Source organism: Catenulispora pinistramenti, assembly GCF_018274385.1.
Lineage (GTDB): Bacteria > Actinomycetota > Actinomycetes > Streptomycetales > Catenulisporaceae > Catenulispora > Catenulispora pinistramenti.
This window is the reverse complement of record NZ_JAAFYZ010000073.1, coordinates 1-18,364: the sequence shown is the minus strand read 5'-3', so window position 1 is coordinate 18,364 and position 18,364 is coordinate 1. Positions and strand designations below refer to the sequence as shown.

Annotated in this window: 14 protein-coding genes and 1 tRNA gene; 9 read left to right on the top strand and 6 right to left on the bottom strand. The window is 70.2% G+C overall.

The genetic code is table 11. The features are described from left to right. Positions 1-925: 925 nt before the first annotated feature. Positions 926-2,281, bottom strand: coding sequence for an adenylosuccinate synthetase (locus tag KGQ19_RS21625; protein WP_230419113.1), 1,356 nt, complete (start codon positions 2,279-2,281; stop codon positions 926-928). Between the two features lie 30 nt (positions 2,282-2,311). Continuing rightward, positions 2,312-3,487, bottom strand: coding sequence for a hypothetical protein (locus tag KGQ19_RS21620; RefSeq protein WP_212011044.1), 1,176 nt, complete (start codon positions 3,485-3,487; stop codon positions 2,312-2,314). Positions 3,488-3,676: 189 nt separating this feature from the next. On the opposite strand from KGQ19_RS21620, the gene KGQ19_RS21615 reads away from it, so the two are divergent. The 7 genes from KGQ19_RS21615 (at position 3,677) to KGQ19_RS21585 (ending at position 10,710) form a co-directional block, all read left to right on the top strand. Further along, positions 3,677-4,864, top strand: a complete 1,188-nt coding sequence (locus KGQ19_RS21615) for a PhoH family protein (RefSeq protein ID WP_212011023.1) — start codon at positions 3,677-3,679, stop codon at positions 4,862-4,864. Positions 4,865-4,869: 5 nt separating this feature from the next. Further along, on the top strand, positions 4,870-5,349 hold the full coding sequence (gene ybeY, locus KGQ19_RS21610) for an rRNA maturation RNase YbeY (RefSeq protein ID WP_194897457.1): 480 nt from the start codon (positions 4,870-4,872) through the stop codon (positions 5,347-5,349). Between the two features lie 49 nt (positions 5,350-5,398). Then, the gene (locus KGQ19_RS21605; protein WP_212011022.1) at positions 5,399-6,676 is read left to right on the top strand and encodes a hemolysin family protein; all 1,278 of its coding nucleotides are present in this window, start codon (positions 5,399-5,401) and stop codon (positions 6,674-6,676) included. Positions 6,677-6,865: 189 nt separating this feature from the next. Further along, positions 6,866-6,938 (top strand) — tRNA-Gly (locus KGQ19_RS21600). Between the two features lie 63 nt (positions 6,939-7,001). Further along, positions 7,002-7,331: a cytidine deaminase-like protein gene (locus KGQ19_RS21595; RefSeq protein WP_212011021.1), complete on the top strand. Its 330-nt coding sequence runs from the start codon at positions 7,002-7,004 to the stop codon at positions 7,329-7,331. A 27-nt stretch (positions 7,332-7,358) separates the two neighbouring features. Beyond that, entirely contained in the window at positions 7,359-8,486 is a 1,128-nt protein-coding gene (era, locus tag KGQ19_RS21590; RefSeq protein ID WP_212011020.1) for a GTPase Era, read from the top strand. A gap of 262 nt (positions 8,487-8,748) precedes the next feature. Continuing rightward, a complete protein-coding gene (locus KGQ19_RS21585; RefSeq protein ID WP_212011019.1) occupies positions 8,749-10,710 on the top strand; it encodes a hypothetical protein in 1,962 nt (653 codons plus the stop codon). Here the strand turns inward: KGQ19_RS21585 and KGQ19_RS21580 are convergent. The 4 genes from KGQ19_RS21580 to KGQ19_RS21565 form a co-directional block, all read right to left on the bottom strand. Beyond that, positions 10,682-12,286, bottom strand: coding sequence for an AbeC-like domain-containing protein (locus KGQ19_RS21580; RefSeq protein WP_212011018.1), 1,605 nt, complete (start codon positions 12,284-12,286; stop codon positions 10,682-10,684). The two genes, KGQ19_RS21585 and KGQ19_RS21580, sit on opposite strands and share 29 nt — an antisense overlap. A gap of 58 nt (positions 12,287-12,344) precedes the next feature. Further along, a complete protein-coding gene (locus KGQ19_RS21575) occupies positions 12,345-13,325 on the bottom strand; it encodes a GNAT family N-acetyltransferase (protein ID WP_212011017.1) in 981 nt (326 codons plus the stop codon). Between the two features lie 193 nt (positions 13,326-13,518). Beyond that, entirely contained in the window at positions 13,519-13,962 is a 444-nt protein-coding gene (locus KGQ19_RS21570; RefSeq protein WP_212011016.1) for an HIT family protein, read from the bottom strand. Between the two features lie 124 nt (positions 13,963-14,086). Beyond that, positions 14,087-15,172, bottom strand: coding sequence for a M4 family metallopeptidase (locus KGQ19_RS21565; RefSeq protein WP_212011015.1), 1,086 nt, complete (start codon positions 15,170-15,172; stop codon positions 14,087-14,089). A gap of 306 nt (positions 15,173-15,478) precedes the next feature. Here KGQ19_RS21565 and leuA point away from each other — a divergent pair, with 306 nt between their 5' ends. Both leuA and KGQ19_RS21555 read left to right on the top strand, forming a co-directional pair. Beyond that, complete coding sequence (gene leuA, locus KGQ19_RS21560) at positions 15,479-17,212, top strand: 2-isopropylmalate synthase (protein ID WP_212011014.1); 1,734 nt, start codon at positions 15,479-15,481, stop codon at positions 17,210-17,212. Between the two features lie 64 nt (positions 17,213-17,276). After that, the coding region (locus KGQ19_RS21555; protein WP_212011013.1) for a TerB family tellurite resistance protein at positions 17,277-18,364 on the top strand (1,088 nt) is incomplete at its 3' end.

The window sequence follows — 18,364 nt, the reverse complement described above, 5'->3', positions numbered from 1 at the left end:
CGAACCACTGGGCTTTGTACTTCTCCGGCTGGTTTTCGGTTCGTTCCCCTCGGTCGCGTCGGCAGGGCTTCGCCTACAGTGCCGGTGGCCGGGGGTCAAGTTCGCGCTTCACGAAACCGCAGCTCAGGCACCCAACCGCAAGCGCGCGGACTTTACCCCCGGACACCGGTGCTGTACCCATCGGGCTGACGACGCGACCGTGGGGAACGGACCGCACCACCTCAGGGACCGCCGCCGCTGAGACTAGATCGGCCACCCGATGGAGCGGCGCTAGTTTCCCTGAGGTTGCCGAGGCCCGCCGGAGGCCCGGCTCTTCATCACAGTGGTCTGGCGCGTTGCAGCGCCGTCGTGTCGGCGCGAAAATGACCCCGAGAGGTGCTGTCAACGTCGCTGACGGCTCACCTCGCCCCGCTCGTCATGATCCTGCGAACACTGAGCCGACGCAGCGATATCGGAGCGGTTCGCGAACTGAACCCGAAGCTTCACGCGACGGCACGGATCCTTGACTGCCATCTGCACCAACATCGCCTGGGAGGCCGGGCCATTTCATGGTGCCCTGGGTCACCCTCATTTTCCGGCTAGCTCTTGATCTTGACTTTGCTGTTGATCTTGTCCTTGCCCGGACTTGCTGGAGTTGAAGAGGCCTGAGGTGCGGCGGGGTTGTGAACGCGTAAACCGGCAGCCGACAAACAAACCCGCCGACCCGAACCCCGAACCGGCACAACTATGACCGAAGGCCGTAAAAATCGCCTTTCAACCCACAACCCAATCGCAACCCGGCCCGCAAGCCCCAGCCTCGTCCAAAAAGACCCGAACCCCAAACAAGCCAAGCCATAGCGCCCCTACCAGCCCGCGCCCGCGCAGCGCCGTTCCGCAGCCCGCGCCCTCCCCGCGCCGCAGCCCCGCGCGCCAGCCCCGCGCCGCACTATTTCGCGCAGGGCAGGCGCGCGGCCTTGTCCCGCCAAGTCGGCCCGCTGGAGACCACGCCGACCGGCGTTCCCAGCGCCTCGCCGATGGCGTCCGGCCAGTCGCGTGGGTCCTGTGGGCCGTCCTCGTAGACCGGCGTGCAGCGGGACACGGTCTTGGTGAGCAGCCGTTGGTAGTCCAGGTCGGGGATCAGGCTGCGGGGCAGCTTCTCCATCGCCGGGACGTCGGCGGCGGCCTGGTAGGCCCGGCACAGGCGCCGGGCGGTCGGCTCGGCGTCGGCGTGGGTGACCACCAATGCGTCGGCGCCGCCGCACACGTCTAGCGCGTAGCGATGTGCCACCGCGTCGAAGTGGCCGATCCGGAACGCCCCCTGCCACGTTCCGGTCTCGTTGTGCGGTTCCGGCAGCATCGGGGTCAGGGACGCGTCTTCGGAGACGAACGGTCCGGCGCCGTGCCGGGTGCTGTAGGTGCGGACCACGCCGAGGCGTAGCGCGGTGTCGGGTGCCTGGCCGGACTCTTTCAGCAGCGCCTCGGCGTTGGCGAAGGTGGTCGTCGACCAGGTGGTGTGCGGGTGGAAGCCGTACCACTCGTCGAGCAGGACGCCTTGGGCGCCCTCGAAGACGCAGGGGCCTGATTCCAGCAGTGCGGCGAGATAGCCGCTGTCCTCCTCGTCCACGATCCGTACGCGCTGCGCGAACGCCTGGTACACGTCCGCGCAGAACTCCGGGCTCGGCAGGTCGGCGGGCAGGTGCAGTCCGGACAGCTCCAGATCGGCCGCGATCCGGTCGCGCAGGGCCGTCAGCTTCCTGATGAGGGTGCCGCGGTCCCGGCAGTCCCCGACGCGCGCAGGCTTATCCGGCGAGACGGCCAGGGAGAAGGAGACCGTCTCGCCGATCCCCATGCCGCAGGTGCCGTGGCGGGTCGACCCGGGGGTGCGGTCTCGGGCGGACTCGCGCACGCGGTTCGCGGCACGGTGGTAGGGGGTGGTGATGAGCGCGCGGGAGTCCGCCGACAGCAGGGCGAACGGGTTGGGGACGCCGAGTGCGGCCAGGTGCGCGGCCTCGGCGGCCAGGGCGAACGGCTCGACGAGCATGAAGCGGGACAGGTGCGTGGGCACGCCGTGCAGGGTGCCGGCGCCGAACTGCGCGAAGGTGTGGTGGCGGCCTTCGGGGGTGACCACGTTGTGGCCGGCCTGGGCGCCGCCGTTGAAGCGGACGACCGCGCGGATCTGTGCCTCATGGCGAAACCGCGTCTCGGCGCGGGACTCGGAGCGGGCGGGGGAGCAGAGCCAGTCCACGGTCGAGCCTTTGCCGGCGTCGCCGTAGCCGAGGTCCACCACGATCGCGTGCTTCATGCCGATCAAGTCCATTGAACAAGTGCTCTCTTACCAGCGGCTTTCGGGGCGGTTGTCGTATCCGGAGTCGTACGTGTAGCCGACGCCTTGCGCGCGCAGGAAGCGGACGTCCGGGTCGTGGGTGGCGCGGCTGCCGCGTCGGTCGCCCCGCTGGTCACCTCGTTGGTCGCCCCGCGGATCACCCCGCCGGTCGCGCCGGGTGCCGTGGTGCGTGTCCAGCTCGCCCAGCGCGCGTTGCACGGAGCGTCCCGCCCCGGAGCCCACCTCGCGCAGGTCCTCCAAGCCGCCGTCCAGGTCGATGCGGTCCTCGGCCAGGCCGATGGTGAGCGCGATGGTCTCGCAGACCGCGTCCAGGTCGTCGAGCTGGATGACGTTCTGGCCGAGCAGCGCGCGCCAGGCGCCGAGGACCTCGTCGTTGCCGACGTAGGAGGAGCCCTCCGGGAGGATGTAGTAGACGTCGAACTTGCGGGTCAGGTCGCGGACCACGTCCTCGATCGGGGTGGTCGGGAAGCCGCCGCGCCCGAGGTGCCCGCCGGGCCACTCGCCGGGGCGGCCGGGGTGGCTGGGGCGGCCGGCGCCTCCCGGGCCGTCGAGGCGGTGCCCGAGCACCCGCGACACCTGCTGCGGGTTCACGTTCGGGTAGGGCATCTCATCGCCGATGATGAACAGGTAGCCGCGCTTGCCGCGCTTCTCGTGGCAGTCCAGCGAGGTGTGGTGGGCCATGAAGTACATCGCCAGCTCGTACGACTCGCGCATCTGGCCCCCGCCGCCGCCCTCCAGGACGATGTCGCCGAGCTGGTCGTCCATGCGGTTGTCGGACTCGAACTGTCCGACCTGCAGGGGCACCCGGTCGGAGTAGGCGTCGCCGATCGCCCCGAACAGGATCTGCGGGTGGTCCACGTAGCCCTTGCGCAGCAGCAGGCCGTGCAGGTCGGCGAGCTTGGTCTGGAGCACCCGGGGGACCCCGCCCATGGAGCCGGTGACGTCGAACAGGACCGAGATCGCCAGCGAGGTCGGGTGCTCGGCGCTGTCCCGGCTCTCCCGGACGCCGACGCCGTAGGGCTCCAGGTCGGGGTGCGCGCGCCACTGGTTGCGCGGGGTGCGGCTGAGCACCCGGTCGTTGTAGTCGAAGGCGCTGCGGCCGTTCGCCCTGCGGTAGGCCTCAGCCGCCTCGTATGCGTCGTAGTCCCAGCGTCCGCTACCCATCCCCATCGCCTTCTCACGCGTCGTCCCGTTGTTATCGTCCATCTGACGATAACGATTCGAGATTAGCATAGCGTCAGGATGACGAAAAGGGCGCCGGGGCAAAATCTCCCGCCCTGGTCGCGGGGGTGCGGGCTAGCATGGAACCACCACGGAGACAGGAGAGTGATCAAAGGCCGTATGGCCGTTCCTATGGCAGACAACACCGCACCGCGCTCGGGCAAGGGCCGCCAGTCCTCCGCCGCGGACCGCAACGGGAGGGCGGCCGGGGCCGGCCGCGCCGGGGCGAACGGGGCAGGGGCGTCCTCCGGGTCCTCCAAGCCCGCCTCCGGGGCAGGTTCCACTGGCGCCGCGCGCGCCACCGACGCCGAGGAAGTCGCCCCCGGCGTCGTCCAGGCCAAGATCGAAATACCGTCCGGACACCCCCTGGTCTCCGTCTTCGGGGCCGGCGACGGCCTGCTGCGGGTGATCGAGAAGGCCTTCCCGGGCGCCGACATCCACGCCCGCGGCAACCAGGTGACCATCTCCGGCAGCCGGAGCGAGGTCGCTCTGGTGGAGCGGCTCTTCGGCGAGATGCTGCTGATGCTGCGCACCGGCGCCCCGCTCACCGAGGACGGCGTCGAGCGCTCGATCCAGATGCTGCGCAGCGGCGAGGCCGACGTCGACGGGCAGCGCCCGGCCGAGGTGCTGACCCAGAACATCCTGAGCAACCGCGGCCGCACCATCCGCCCCAAGACGCTGAACCAGAAGAACTACGTCGACGCCATCGACCGCAACACGATCGTGTTCGGCATCGGGCCCGCCGGCTCCGGCAAGACCTACCTGGCGATGGCCAAGGCGGTGCAGTCGCTGCAGAGCAAGCAGGTCAACCGCATCATTTTGACCCGGCCCGCGGTCGAGGCAGGGGAGAAGCTGGGCTTCCTGCCCGGGACGCTGTACGAGAAGATCGACCCGTATCTGCGGCCGTTGTACGACGCGCTGCACGACATGATCGATCCGGACAGCATTCCCCGGTTGATGGCGGCCGGGGTTATCGAGGTGGCACCACTGGCATATATGCGTGGCCGCACCCTCAATGACGCATTCATCATCCTCGACGAGGCCCAGAACACCTCCCCCGAGCAGATGAAGATGTTCCTCACCCGCCTCGGCTTCGGTTCCAGGATCGTCGTCACCGGCGACGTGACCCAGGTCGACCTGCCCGGGGGGACCGAGTCCGGGCTGCGGGTGGTGCGCAATATCCTGTCCGGTGTGGAGGACATCCATTTCGCCGAGCTGACGAGTGCCGACGTGGTGCGGCACCGATTGGTGGGGGACATCGTCGACGCGTACGGGCGGTACGACGCCCGGGGTGGGGACGCCAAGAGGAAGAGGCACTGACCCCCATGTCGATCGACATCGCCAACGAGACCGACTACGGCACCGAGCAGGGTGTGGACGCCGAGGAACTGGTCGGGGTGGCCCGGTACGTGCTCGGTGAGATGGGCATCCACCCGATGGCCGAGCTGTCCATCCTGCTGGTCGACACCGCCGCGATGGAGCAGCTGCACATCCAGTGGATGGACGAGCCGGGCCCGACCGACGTGCTCTCCTTCCCGATGGACGAGCTGCGCCCGGCCCGGGCCGAGGACGACAACGAGCCGGTCCCCGGGCTGCTCGGGGACGTCGTGCTGTGTCCGGAGGTGGCCGAGAAGCAGGCCAAGGACGCCGGCCACGCCACGGCCGAGGAGCTGCGGCTGCTCACCACGCACGGGATCTTGCACCTGCTGGGCTACGACCACGCCGAGCCGGAGGAGGAGGCCGAGATGTTCGGCCTCCAAAAACAGCTGCTACGAGGATGGAAGGCCAGGTCAGGCGCTCGATGAGCGGTCATAGACATCGGCAGGGCACTGGCCGGGGCCACGGGGTGGCCCGATGAGTGCCCTGCTGTTCTGGGAGATCGTCGCGGTCGTGGTGCTGGTCGCGGTCGCGGGGGTCTCCGCCTGTGCGGACGCCGCGCTGTCCCGGGTCTCCCGGGTGCGGGCCGCCGAACTGGTCGAGGAGGGCGTGCCGCGCTCGCCCCGGCTCAAGGAGCTGGTCGACGACCCGGCCCGGGTGCTGAACCTGGTCCTGCTGCTGCGGGTGGGCTGCGAGATCGCGGCCACGGTGCTGGTCACCGTGCTGTTCATGCGGCGCGTCGACGCGGTCTGGGGCGCCGGCCTCGCCGCGATCGGCGTGATGATCGCCGTCTCCTACATCTTCATCGGCGTGATGCCGCGGACCATCGGCCGCCAGCACTCGGTGAAGGTGGCGCTGCGCTTCGCCGGCCCGCTGGCGCTGCTGACCAAGGTCCTGGGGCCGCTGGCGCAGCTGCTGATCATGCTCGGCAACGCCGTGACCCCGGGCCGGGGCTTTCGCGAAGGCCCGTTCGCCTCCGAGGCCGAGCTGCGCGCGCTGGTCGACCTGGCCGAGGCGAACAGCGTCATCGAGGACGACGAGCGCCGGATGGTGCACTCGGTCTTCGAGCTCGGCGACACGCTGGTGCGCGAGGTGATGGTGCCGCGCACCGACATGGTCTTCATCGAGCGGCACAAGACCCTGCGCCAGGCCCTGTCGCTGGCGCTGCGCAGCGGCTTCTCCCGGATCCCGGTGGTCGGCGAGAACGCCGACGACGTGGTCGGCATCGTCTATCTCAAGGACCTGGTCCGGCGGATCCACGAGCACCCCGGCGGGGAGACCACCGAGCTGGTGGAGTCGGCGATGCGCGACCCGGTCTGCATCCCGGACAGCAAGCCCGCCGACGAGCTGCTGCGGGACATGCAGGCCGGGCACATCCACCTGGCCGTGGTGATCGACGAGTACGGCGGCACCGCCGGGCTGGTCACCATCGAGGACATCCTGGAGGAGATCGTCGGGGAGATCGCCGACGAGTACGACGTGGAGCGGCCCTCGGTGGAGCGGCTGTCCCCGGACGCGGCGCGGGTCACCGCGCGCCTGGGCGTGGACGAGCTCGGCGACCTGTTCGGCGTGGACCTGGAGGACGACGACGTGGAGACCGTCGGCGGCCTGATGGCCAAGCGGCTGGGCGTGGTGCCGATCCCGGGCGCGCAGATCGAGGTCGAGGGGCTGCGGCTGACCGCGGAGTCCGCGGAGGGCCGGCGGCGCCGGATCGGCACCGTGTTGGTGAAGCGGGTTCCGCAGGGTGACGGCTGACCTGATGCCTGACCTGATGCCTGACGTGATGCTGACGGATGTGCGGGCAAGTGCCTGACGTGATACCTGACCTGATACCCGGCCCGATGCCTTAGGCGACGCCTGACACGTCCGGGTAACCAGGTGGCGAACCCACTCCGCACATGGGCTATAGTTTTCCTCGTCGCCGGGGAAACCCGGTCGGCGAATGCGGATGTGGCTCAGTTGGTAGAGCATCACCTTGCCAAGGTGAGGGTCGCGAGTTCGAATCTCGTCATCCGCTCAGCGAAAAGAAGGCCCCGGGACAGATATCCGGGGCCTTCTGCGTTTTCGATAGCGTTGTGCCATGACTGACACCCAGCTGGACCCCGAGAACGCCAAGCTGCACACCCTCGCCAAGGCCCAGCGGGCCCGCAACGGCGCGGCCGAGGGGGCGGCGGTCCGTGACGACACCGGCCGCACCTACGTGGCGACCACCGTGGAGCTGCCGGCGTTGCAGCTCTCGGCGCTCCAGGCCGCGGTCGCGATGGCGGTGGTCGGCGGAGCCAAGTCGCTGGAGGCCGCGGTGCTGGTCAGCGCGGATAAGGGGTTCCGGCAGGAGGACCTGGACGTGGTCGCCGACCTGAAGGGTTCGGGCACCCCGCCGCGGCTGTTCCTGGCCGATCCGAAGCTCTGAGCGGCGGACCGTCCCGAGTAAGGGAGAATGGTCCCCATGACGAGCAGCGGAAGTGGACGATCGCGGTCCCGCCAGGCGGCCAACGCCGAGGCGGCGAAGAAGAAGGCCGAGCGCGTCAAGCGCAGCCAGAAGCTCGCCGAGAAGCGCGTCACGACCGACCAGGTCCGGGATTCGGAGCCGGCGCCGACCGCCTACGGCCGCGGCGTCCGTGACGACTCCCCGCCCCGCCACGAGTTCCCGGACGACTTCCGCGCCGGCTTCGCCTGCTTCGTCGGCCGGCCCAACGCCGGCAAGTCCACGCTGACCAACTCGGTGGTCGGTGCGAAGGTGGCGATCACCTCCGGCCGGCCGCAGACCACCCGGCACACCGTGCGCGGCATCGTGCACCGCGACGACGCGCAGCTGGTCCTGGTCGACACCCCCGGCCTGCACAAGCCGCGCACCCTGCTCGGCGCCCGGCTCAACGACGAGGTGCGCGCCACCTGGGCCGAGGTGGACGTCATCGGGTTCTGCGTGCCGGCCGACGAGAAGATCGGCCCCGGCGACCGGTACATCGCCGCCGAGCTGGCCGAGGTCCGGCGCACCCCGAAGATCGCCATCCTCACCAAGACCGACAAGGCCTCCAAGGAGCAGATCGCCGAGCAGCTGCTGGCCCTGGTCGAGCTGGGCCGCGAGGTCGGCGTGGAGTGGGCCGAGGTGATCCCGGTCTCGGCGGTCCGCGACCAGCAGATCCAGCTGCTGGAGGACCTGCTGGTGAAGCAGCTCCCGGAGTCGCCGCCGCTGTACCCGGGCGGTGAGCTGACCGACGAGCCGGAGGAGGTCATGGTCGGCGAGCTGGTCCGGGAGGCCGCGCTGGAGGGCGTGCGCGACGAGCTGCCGCACTCGCTGGCCGTCACCGTCGAGGAGATGACGCTGCGCGAGGACCGGCCCGCCGACCGGCCGCTGCTGGACGTGCACGCCACGCTGTATGTGGAGCGCCCCAGTCAGAAGGCGATCGTCATCGGCCATGGCGGCGAGCGGCTGCGCGAGGTCGGCTCGCGGGCTCGGCAGCAGATCGAGGCGCTGCTCGGCACGCCGGTGTTCCTGGACCTGCACGTGAAGGTAGCGAAGGACTGGCAGCGGGATCCGAAGCAGCTGGCCAAGCTCGGGTTCTGAGAGTTCTGACAGTTCTGAGGGCTCTGAGAAGCGGCGTGGGCCCGGCGCTCACACCCTGTATCGCGACGAGCACAACCATGGCCCCTCCCGGTGAGTCTCACGATTGAGCCTCGGTAGAGGGCCCGACGGTCCCGGCATCCTCGTCAGATGCCGGGACCGTCTGCGTCTTCTGAGAAACTGAGCCGATACAGACTGAAGACGTATCCCCGTTAGCGCGGTGGGGTAAGTGGGGTGGGTGATGCCGGGTCCGCCGACTGGTGCCGTGCCGGATGCGAGTTCGGCGGGCCCGGCGCCTGAAAAGGTGTTGCTCCGGTTCTTCCGGCTCCTCGAATCAGCGCGGCCGGCGGACATCCCGGCGGTGCTGGCCGCGCTCCCGGAGGCGGACCTCGCCGAGGCCGTCACGGCGATGGAGGGCCGGCTCACCCGGGCGGCCCGGGACCACATCCTCGCCAGGGGCCCTGCCTCGGCCCTGGCCGCCTCGGCCCGCCAGGCCATTCGCGGCCGCGGTGAAGACCCCGACTGGATCATCGACCGGGTCCTGACGCGCTTCGATCCGGAAGCCGACGAGGTGTTCTTCACCTTCAATTCGGCCGATCCGCGGGTACACCGGGCGCGCCGGGCGATCCTGCGGGATCGGCAGGGGCCGGACGGCCACGCGGTCGTCGCGCCCGGAGTCAGGCGGCGCCTGCTCGCCCTCACCAGGGCCAAGTCGCGGCTCCAGGAGGCCGACTGGTGGGACGAGGTGGCCGACGCGGACGACCCGGAACTGCTCCTGGCGCTGATGCCCCATGCCGCGTGGCTCACCGGGCGGCAGGCGGCGCGGGTCATCGCGACCTTGGACGCGCACGGTCTCCGGGCCGAGGTCAAGCGGAATCGCGGGCTGTGGGAGTGCAGGGGCAGCGCCTTCAGCCGTCTGGGGTTCCCGCGAATCAATAATCTCAGTTGGGTCTACACCTTCCGCTCCGATATCACTCCCGTGCAAGAGAGCATGGAAGCGGTATCCGTGGACCAGTACCGCGAACTCGTCGGTGAGGCCGCGTCCCTCAAAAGCCCGCAGGCGGCCCATCGGCTTCGCGTGCTGGCCTGGGCCGCGCTGCGAGCCGGCACCATGTCCCCCGCCGAAGTTCTGGAACACACCCGGCCGGCCGCACTCGCGATGTCGCTCGCCGTCTCTGATGGTGGCGGACATCTCCCAGGAGAGCAGCGGGCCGCAGACGATATGCGTTTCTGCATTGCCGGATACGCCGCCGAGTGGTTGGCGGACGACCCGGACCGCTGGGGGCAGGCTTTTTCGCGGATGTACACCTACAAAGGCACCATCCTCGAACTCTTCGCGAAGCCGGACAGCGCTGTCCGGTACCACTTCGTGTCAGTCGAAGCCCTGCCCGACGGCGCTCGCGAGGCCGCGAACATACTCCTGGCTCTGGCGCCCGCTGATGTCGCCGCCCGCGCTCTGGCCGACCCGGCTACGTGGGACGAGACGATCACGGCCGCGGCCGGTCTGACCCCGCTGTGCCGGGCGTTGGTGGATCATGTGGTCGCCGACGGTACCCTCCAGCAGCGCAGGGAACTGGCCGCCAACGGTGCCACACCCGATCCGGTCCTGGCCCGCCTGATGGACGAGTCGGCGGACCCCCACCTCCTGTTGCGGATCATGGGGCGCGCCACGGCCGTCGGCCGAGAGATCATCGAGCGGGCGTACGCCCTGGCCCCGCGTGACGACCAGGTGATGCGGTGGATCTCAGGGCAGGACCCGGCCGAGGCGTTGGACGCGCTTCGGCACATGGCCGAAGATCCCGCGTGGGTACTCAGTGTCCTGCGTGTGACCATCCCCAGGTGGCGCGCCGACGCTCAGCGGGGCCGGATGGCGGCCTACGCGCTGCTCGCCGAGCTGATCGGGGTGGAAGCGGTCTGGGCGCTGGAGCTGGAGCTGGCCGGAAGCCTTGAGGCGATGGCACCGCGGGTCCGCGAGTCGATGGCCGCCGGCGATGCCGAACCGCTGATCGAGGCGGCCCGGGGGTTCTCGGCGCAGTGGCCGCGGAACCTTCCGTCGTGGCGGGACGGAATCGACCTGGACCACCCGCTCGACCGGCCCTTGGAGAACCTGGTCCGGGCCCATCTCGACGGCCGCCCCGACCGCTGGCTCCACCTCGCCGCCCTGCTCCAGGCGACGCCGGACGCCCGATACGAAGACCTCATCGCCGAGGCCGCCCGGTTGCCCTGAAGTCCCGATCCGCTCTGGCTCTTCGCTCCGCTTCAGCTTTCCGGTTCGCGGCGGCTCTTCGCTCCGCGTCGGCCTTCCGATCCGCCTTGGCTCTCCGGCGCGTGTCAGTCTTCTGATCTGTGTCAGCTTTCTGATGCGTGTCGGCCGTCCGATCCGAATCGGGTTTCCCAGTCTCCACAACGCTTCCGGCGCGCACGGTCCCCTCCACCCGCAGCACCGCGTCCCGCACCCCCATCAGGTCGCCGGTCGGCAGTTCGTGCGCCTGGAAGTAGCGCACGAGGTGCTCGAACAGCGCCTCGCGCAGCAGCCGTAGGACGTCGCGGGCCTCGGCGTCGTGCGCGGTGATCTTGGCCGGGTCCATGATCCAGCGCCGTAGCGAGGTGCGGGCGCCGCGCTCCGGGAGCCGGCCCTTGCGGCGGATGCGGCGGAGCCCCTTCTTGCGGGCTCGCACGTTCAGCCGGTGCCCGACGAAGGTGACCAGCGGGCTGCTCCAGGCCTCGGTCGCGATACCGGGCAGTTCCAGCAGCGTGTACCAGCGTGCGTGGGCCCGCACCCGGCCCAGGGTGCGGGGGAGGGGGCCGCTGACCGAGGTGTACTTCGCGGCCGGCGGCGTCGCGATCGTCGAGGCGATGCCCAGGACGATCCGCTCGTTCTGTTCGCGGATGCGGACGTGCATCGAGATCATGAGGCCGCCGTCGTGCCGGGCGGTCTGGAAGGTCAGATAGGTCTGTGCGCGGTCGCCGGGGTTGATGCCCACGGAGTAGATCAGGGCGTGGGCTTGGCGGGACGGCCGGCTCTGTTTGCCGCCGGGCCACAGACCGGGGACGTCGTCGGCCACGTCGCCGCGGACGAACAGGTTCCCGGCGATCGCCACGTCCGCCAGGCGCGGGTCCCGGGCCAGCTCGTTGGCCAGGTAGAGGTGCAGGTCGGTGGCGTCGACCCGGGCCGGCGCCGGCGGCAGCCGGACCGTGACCTCCTCGCCCAGCAGCTCCCCGAAGGCGGCGAACGGGTTCGGCGCGCCGGCCGGGTAGCAGACCACGTTCGAGGCCTGGTCGGCGACGATCTCGGCGTGCACGTCCGGGGGCAGCGGCGGCGCCGAGACCGGCGGCGCCGGCGGGGTGCGCAGCAGCGCGAAGGCCGCGTGGACCCGGAGCCAGCGCGCCGTGGTGGCTATGGTCCAGGCCAGGGTCGCCACCGAGGCCACGCCGCAGAGCACGCCGAACACCGTCGGCTCGAAGTCCTTGGTACCCCGGGTGATCACCAGCGGCCCGGCCACGCAGAGCGCGACCAGCACCCAGCACGCCAGCAGCGCCCAGTCCCGGCGCCGATCGATCCGCAGCGAGTGCCGCGCGTGCCGGAGGATCACCGGCAGGTCCAGCCCGACCGGCGGCCCGATCGCCGAGAACGCGTCGCCGAGCAGCAGTTCCTCGGCCTGGGCGGCGAAGGTCGGGTCCCAGTACGCCTGCGCGCACACCATGCGCGTGGTCGCGTCCAGCGGGGCGACGGCGGCGCCGGCGGTGTCCGCAGCGTCCGCGGCGACGGCGGCGGCGGCGTCCGCGGCGGGCAGGTCGGCCACGCGGCGTCCCCCCTCTCAGAGTCCTGCGGGTCCGGAGCCCGGCCGCAGAATTCTGATATTAGAGGTCAAACTGCCAGTTGCTCCAGGCCTCGGCCCGCTCATAGCCCAGCGCCCCGTTCACCCGGAGCATGGGGACGTTGTCCGAGTCGTTCCAGGTGCTGACCGTGTCGATCTGCGGCTCGTGCTCCAGCAGGTGCAGCGTCAGCGCCGCCTTGAGCCGCAGGCCCAGGCCGTGGCCGCGGAACTTCGTCGGGACCGCGGTGCGCCCGACGTCGGCCATCCGGCAGCCCGGGAACAGCAGGACCTCGTGGAAGCCGGCGATCGTGGCGTCCGCGGTGAGCGCGGCGATGATGTGGAGCCGGGTGCCGACGGCCATCGCATCGAGCTCCATCTGCCGGCGCCGATCGATGCTCGCCGGCGCGAACTGGAAGTCGAGGTCGCCGGTCGGCGCGTCACGCATCGCCTCGTTGGCCTGGACCACTGCCGGCAGCAGGTGCTCGGGTGTCGGGCTCCGCCACTGCTCGATCCGGTAGTGCGCGTTCTTCTCCGACGGCTGCGCCAAGTCCGCATACCGCTCGCGGTCGATCGCCGTGAGATCCACCTGCATGCGGAACTCCCGGGCGACCGGCCGACCGCCCTCGGCCGTGAACACGGCCTCGTAGTCCGTGGAGTGATCGCCGAACGGCAGGGTCAGGCGGGTGCAGCCGCGACCGCGCGCGTAGGCCTTGAACGCGCCGATCAGGGGAACGGCGACCTCGGCCCGGTCCTCGGGCCGGATCCAGAGGTTCCCGGAGATCAGGTCCCGGTTGGTCTCGTTGTCGTGGTTCATGCATCCGTACCCGACCGGGCGGTCTCCGTCGTACGCGACGACGCAGCTCCGGTGCCGGGCGACGCGCGGCACCATCAGCCACCTCAGCAGCGACTCGGTCGGCTCCGGATACCGCGGCGCGTCGGCGGCCACGGCATCCCGGTACAGCGCAAGCAGCTCCGGCACGGTGGCCGGGTCCTCGACGCGGAGTTCACGGATCGTCAAAGGCACGGTTTCTCCCCAGGCCACGGCTTATCCCGTCGCCGGGTCGGCGGGGTCGATGTCCCGGATCGTGATCGTCATCGCCGCCGATGCTAGGCAGTGCCCCCGCCGGCGGCCATCGAATTTCCGCCGGGCTGTATTCGCCCGAGCCTTTTGCGCCCTCCTGTGCTCAGGAGCTCAGGAGCTCAGGGCCCCATCGCCTCTAGAGCTTGGCGGCGAGTAGCCTCGCGTGTTCGGCGATGGCTTCGGCGTCAGCCGGCATGCCGGGCTCGAACGGCAGCTCCAGCCGGTCCTTGCTCCGATCGTGGTAGCGCGGGATCACATGCAGGTGGAAGTGGAAGACCGTCTGCCAAGCTGCGGGACCGCTGCAATTGAGCAGGTTGACGCCGTCGGCGCCGAGCTCGGACAGCGCGACTTTGGCGATCCGCTGGGCAGTCAGTGTGGTGGCGGCAAGGTAGTCGGCGGAGATCTCGAAGAGGTCAGCGCTGTGCCGCTTCGGGATTACCACCAGGTGGCCGTCCGAGCCGGGATCGATATCCATGAAGGCGAACGTCATGGCATCCTCGGCTACCTTCGCGTACGGAATCGTCCCCGCGACTATCCCGCAGAAGACACATTGGCCGGTCGGGTCAACCTGGTCTGTCACAACGGCGACACTAGCGAGTCGCGCGCCCGCGGTCCCAGCCGATATCCGGGACGATCACCCGCCGCCGCCGCCGCCGCCGCCGCCGCCGCCGCCGCGGACGCCCATCGCGCCAGAAAACGCCCGCTCAGGAGTGGACCGACACCCCGACCTCCCGCCACGCCGCGGCCACCGCGTTCGCCTGCCGCGACCGGCGGCCGAACCGCGCTTCGGCGGCGTGCACGGTCGCGGTGCCGAAGGTGGCGAACGTCGCGGCCGCCGGGAGCGAGGGGGAGGTGAGCACGTCGTACCAGACCGCTCCGGCGCCCTCCCAGGACTTGCCGCCGATGGCGGTGGCCGCCAGATAGAACGCCCGGTTCGGGATGCCGGAGTTGATGTGCACGCCGCCGTCGTCGGTGGTGGTGTCCACGTAGCCGGACATCGCGGCCGGCTGCGGGTCCTTGCCCAGGTGCGGGTCGTCGTAGGCGGTGCCCGGGTCCTTCATCGAGCGCAGCGCGACGCCCCGCACCGAGGGCAGGAACAGCCCGGCGCCGATCAGCCAGTCCGCGTCGGCGGCGTCCTGGCCGAGCTGGTACTGCTTGACCATCGAGCCGAAGCAGTCGGAGACCGACTCGTTCAGCGCGCCGGACTGGCCGCGGTAGACCAGGTTCGCGGTGTACTGCGTGACGCCGTGGGTGAGCTCGTGGCCGATCACGTCCACCGCGTCGGTGAAGCGGCCGAACACCGCGCCGTCGCCGTCGCCGAACACCATCTGCGAGCCGTTCCAGAAGGCGTTGTCGTACTGCACGCCGTAGTGGACCGTGCCCTTCAGCGGCAGGCCCTGGCCGTCCACGGACCAGCGGTCGTAGACCTTCAGGTAGAAGTCGAACGTCGCGCCCAGGCCGTCGTAGGCCTCATCCGCGCTGGCGTCCCCGGTCGCCGGGCCGCCCTCGGCGCGCACCTGCGAGCCCGGCAGGTGCTCGGTGTCGTGGTCGTCGAAGATCGAGCGGTCGTCGGCGCGCCCGGTGACGGTCGGCGGGGCCAGGTGCCGCTCGCCGACCCAGGGCACGGCGCCGCGGGCTTGGCGGTGCCGGGCGTCGGCGGTCAGGGTGCGGCGCGCGGCCTGGGCCACGTGCAGGCTCGAACCCGCCAGGCGGGAGAGCAGGTGCGGCGGGACGATGCCGCAGAACGCCGGGGCGGCGGCGGTTCGGGGCGGGGTCGTGGCGCTGGTCATGGCGGTGAGTATGGCCGGGTTTATGACTTTGATCACTGTTTCGTAACAGGCGGCGAGCCGCTATTACGCTGATCGAGTGACGCCTGGCGGCCGTCTCGGATCACGGACAGCGAGTGCGCCCGTTGAGACGATCGGGATACAGTCGCACCGCTATGTGCAACTCCTGCCAGTGTGGTCTGCTCCTTCTTAGCAGCCGCGGCGAGGGCCTGTAGTACCGACACAGGCCGGCTCCCTCGTCGCGGCGTTTCGTGTTTCCGCCGTCGGCCGTCCCCCTCCGTTGGAGACCACCAGGGAGTCTTGAGCACAATGCGAGTACAGCCGCAACAGCCCTCCGGTATGCCGATCCACAAGTACGTTCCGTTCGCGGCGATTCCGCTGCCCGAGCGCGACTGGCCCACGAAGGTGATCGACCGGGCCCCGCGCTGGTGCGCCGTGGACCTGCGCGACGGCAACCAGGCGCTGATCGACCCGATGTCCCCGGCCCGCAAGCTGAAGATGTTCGAGCTGCTGGTCGCGATGGGCTACAAGGAGATCGAGGTCGGCTTCCCGGCCGCCTCGCAGACCGACTACGACTTCGTCCGGCAGATCATCGAGGAGGACCGGATCCCCGACGACGTGGTGATCCAGGTCCTGACCCAGGCCCGCGAGGAGCTGATCGAGCGGACCTTCGAGTCCGTGCGCGGCGCCAAGCAGGCCATCGTGCACCTGTACAACTCCACCTCCACGCTCCAGCGCCGGGTCGTCTTCGGCCAGGACACCGCCGGGATCACCCAGATCGCGGCGAACGGCGCCAAGCTGTGCCGGCAGTTCGCCGACGCGATGCCGGCCCGCCCCGACGGCACTCGCACCGAGATCTACTTCGAGTACTCGCCGGAGTCCTACACCGGCACCGAGCTGGAGTACGCGGTCGAGGTCTGCGACGCCGTCACCGAGGTCTGGCAGCCCACCCCGGACCGCAAGGTGATCATCAACCTGCCGGCCACCGTGGAGATGGCCACGCCCAACGTCTACGCCGACTCGATCGAGTGGATGCACCGCAACCTCAACCGCCGCGACTCGATCGTGCTGTCGCTGCACCCGCACAACGACCGCGGCACCGCGGTGGCCGCCGCCGAGCTGGGGTACCAGGCCGGCGCCGACCGGATCGAGGGCTGCCTGTTCGGCAACGGCGAGCGCACCGGGAACGTCTGCCTGGTGACGCTGGGCCTGAACCTGTTCTCCCAGGGCGTGGACCCGGAGATCGACTTCTCCGACATCGACGAGGTGCGGCGCACCGTCGAGTACTGCAACCAGCTGCCGGTGCACCCGCGCCACCCCTACGGCGGCGACCTGGTCTACACCGCGTTCTCCGGTTCGCACCAGGACGCGATCAAGAAGGGCTTCGAGCACCTGGAGCGGGACGCCGCGGCGGCCGGCAAGAGCGTGGACGAGATCGTCTGGGCCGTGCCGTACCTGCCGATCGACCCGAAGGACGTGGGGCGCAACTACGAGGCCGTGATCCGGGTCAACTCCCAGTCCGGCAAGGGCGGCGTCGCGTACATCCTGAAGGCCGAGCACCAGCTCGACCTGCCGCGCCGGGCGCAGATCGAGTTTTCGCAGGTGATCCAGGCCAAGACCGACGCCGAGGGCGGCGAGGTCACGCCGGAGGAGATCTGGGGCGCGTTCGTCGACGAGTACCTGCCGAACCCCGCGGCGCCCTGGGGCCGTATCAAGCTGCTGGGCCACCACGCCACCTCGGCGATCGAGGCCAAGGACCGGCTCACCGTGGACCTGTCCGTGGACGAGGCCACCACGCAGTTCGAAGGCGTGGGCAACGGCCCGATCGACGCGTTCACCAACCTGCTGGCCGGCGTCGGGATCGACGTCCGGGTGCTGGACTACGTCGAGCACGCGCTGACCTCCGGCGAGGACGCGCAGGCGGCGTCGTACGTGGAGTGCGCGATCGGCAGCCGGGTGCTGTGGGGCGTGGGCATCGATGCCAACATCGTGACGGCATCGCTCAAGGCCATCATCTCGGCGGTGAACCGGGCTTTCCGCTGACCCGGGTCACTGTGGAAGGATTCCCTCTGTTCCGTACCGCGCGGAACGGAGGGGATTAGTACCAATGATCATCTGGGGCTGGAAAACCGTCTTCCGGGTCATCGGCAGCGGGGTGTTCTCCTGCCCGGCGTGCGGCGCGGACCGGAACTACGAACGCCGGAAGGCACAGCGCTTCTTCACGCTGTTCTTCATCCCCCTGATCCCGCTGAAGGTGGTCGGCGAGTTCGTCCGCTGCACCTACTGCAAGAACGACTTCCAAGCCTCGGTCCTGAGCCGCCCCACCGCGGCCCAGTTCACAGACCTGCTGCAGAACTCGGTCCGCGGCGTGATGGTCAACGTCCTGCGACGCGGCGGCTGGGACCACCCGGCGGCGCGCGCGACCGCCGTCCAGGAGATCGTCACCGCCGGCGCGGTCGGCTACGCCGAACCCAACCTGGCCCAGGACATGCAGGTGGTCCCCGACGACCTGTCCCAGATGCTGGCCGCCCTGGCCCAGCAGCTCCCGGACACCGGCCGCGAGGCCATGGTCACCGGCGCCACCCGGGTCGCCGCCGCCGACGGCCCGATCCAGCCGGCCGAGCGCGCGATCATCGACGCCGTCGGCGCCTCGCTGGGACTGAGCCAGCCGCATGTGGCGGGGATTGTCGCGGCGGTGGCGCCGGGGCAGGGCGCGGCGCAGGCGCAGGCGCAGGCACAACCGCAGGCACAACCGCAGGCGCAGGCGCAGGCTCCGGTTTGGGGGAGTGCGGCGGCTGCTGCGGGTGGGGAGACGATGCTGATTCAGGCGCCGCAGCCTGCCCCGGCTACTGGTGCGCAGGACGCTGTGCCGGCGAAGGCTGGTTCTGGCATGGAGACGATGCTGATCCAGGCTCCGCAGCCTGCCGCGGCAACTGGTGCGCAAGATGCTGTGCCGCCGAAGGCTGGCTCCGGCATGGAGACCATGCTGATCCAAGCGCCGCAGCCTGCAGCGGCTACCGGCGCACAGGATGCTGTGCCGCCGAACGCGGGCTCTGGCATGGAAACGATGCTGATCCAAACGCCGCAGCCCGCCTCGCCGGCCGCCGCCGAGGATGTCGCGCCCCAGCACCCGTCCTCCATGGAGACCATGCTCATTCCGGCGCAGCCCCCGGCTCCCACCCAGCAGCCCCAGCC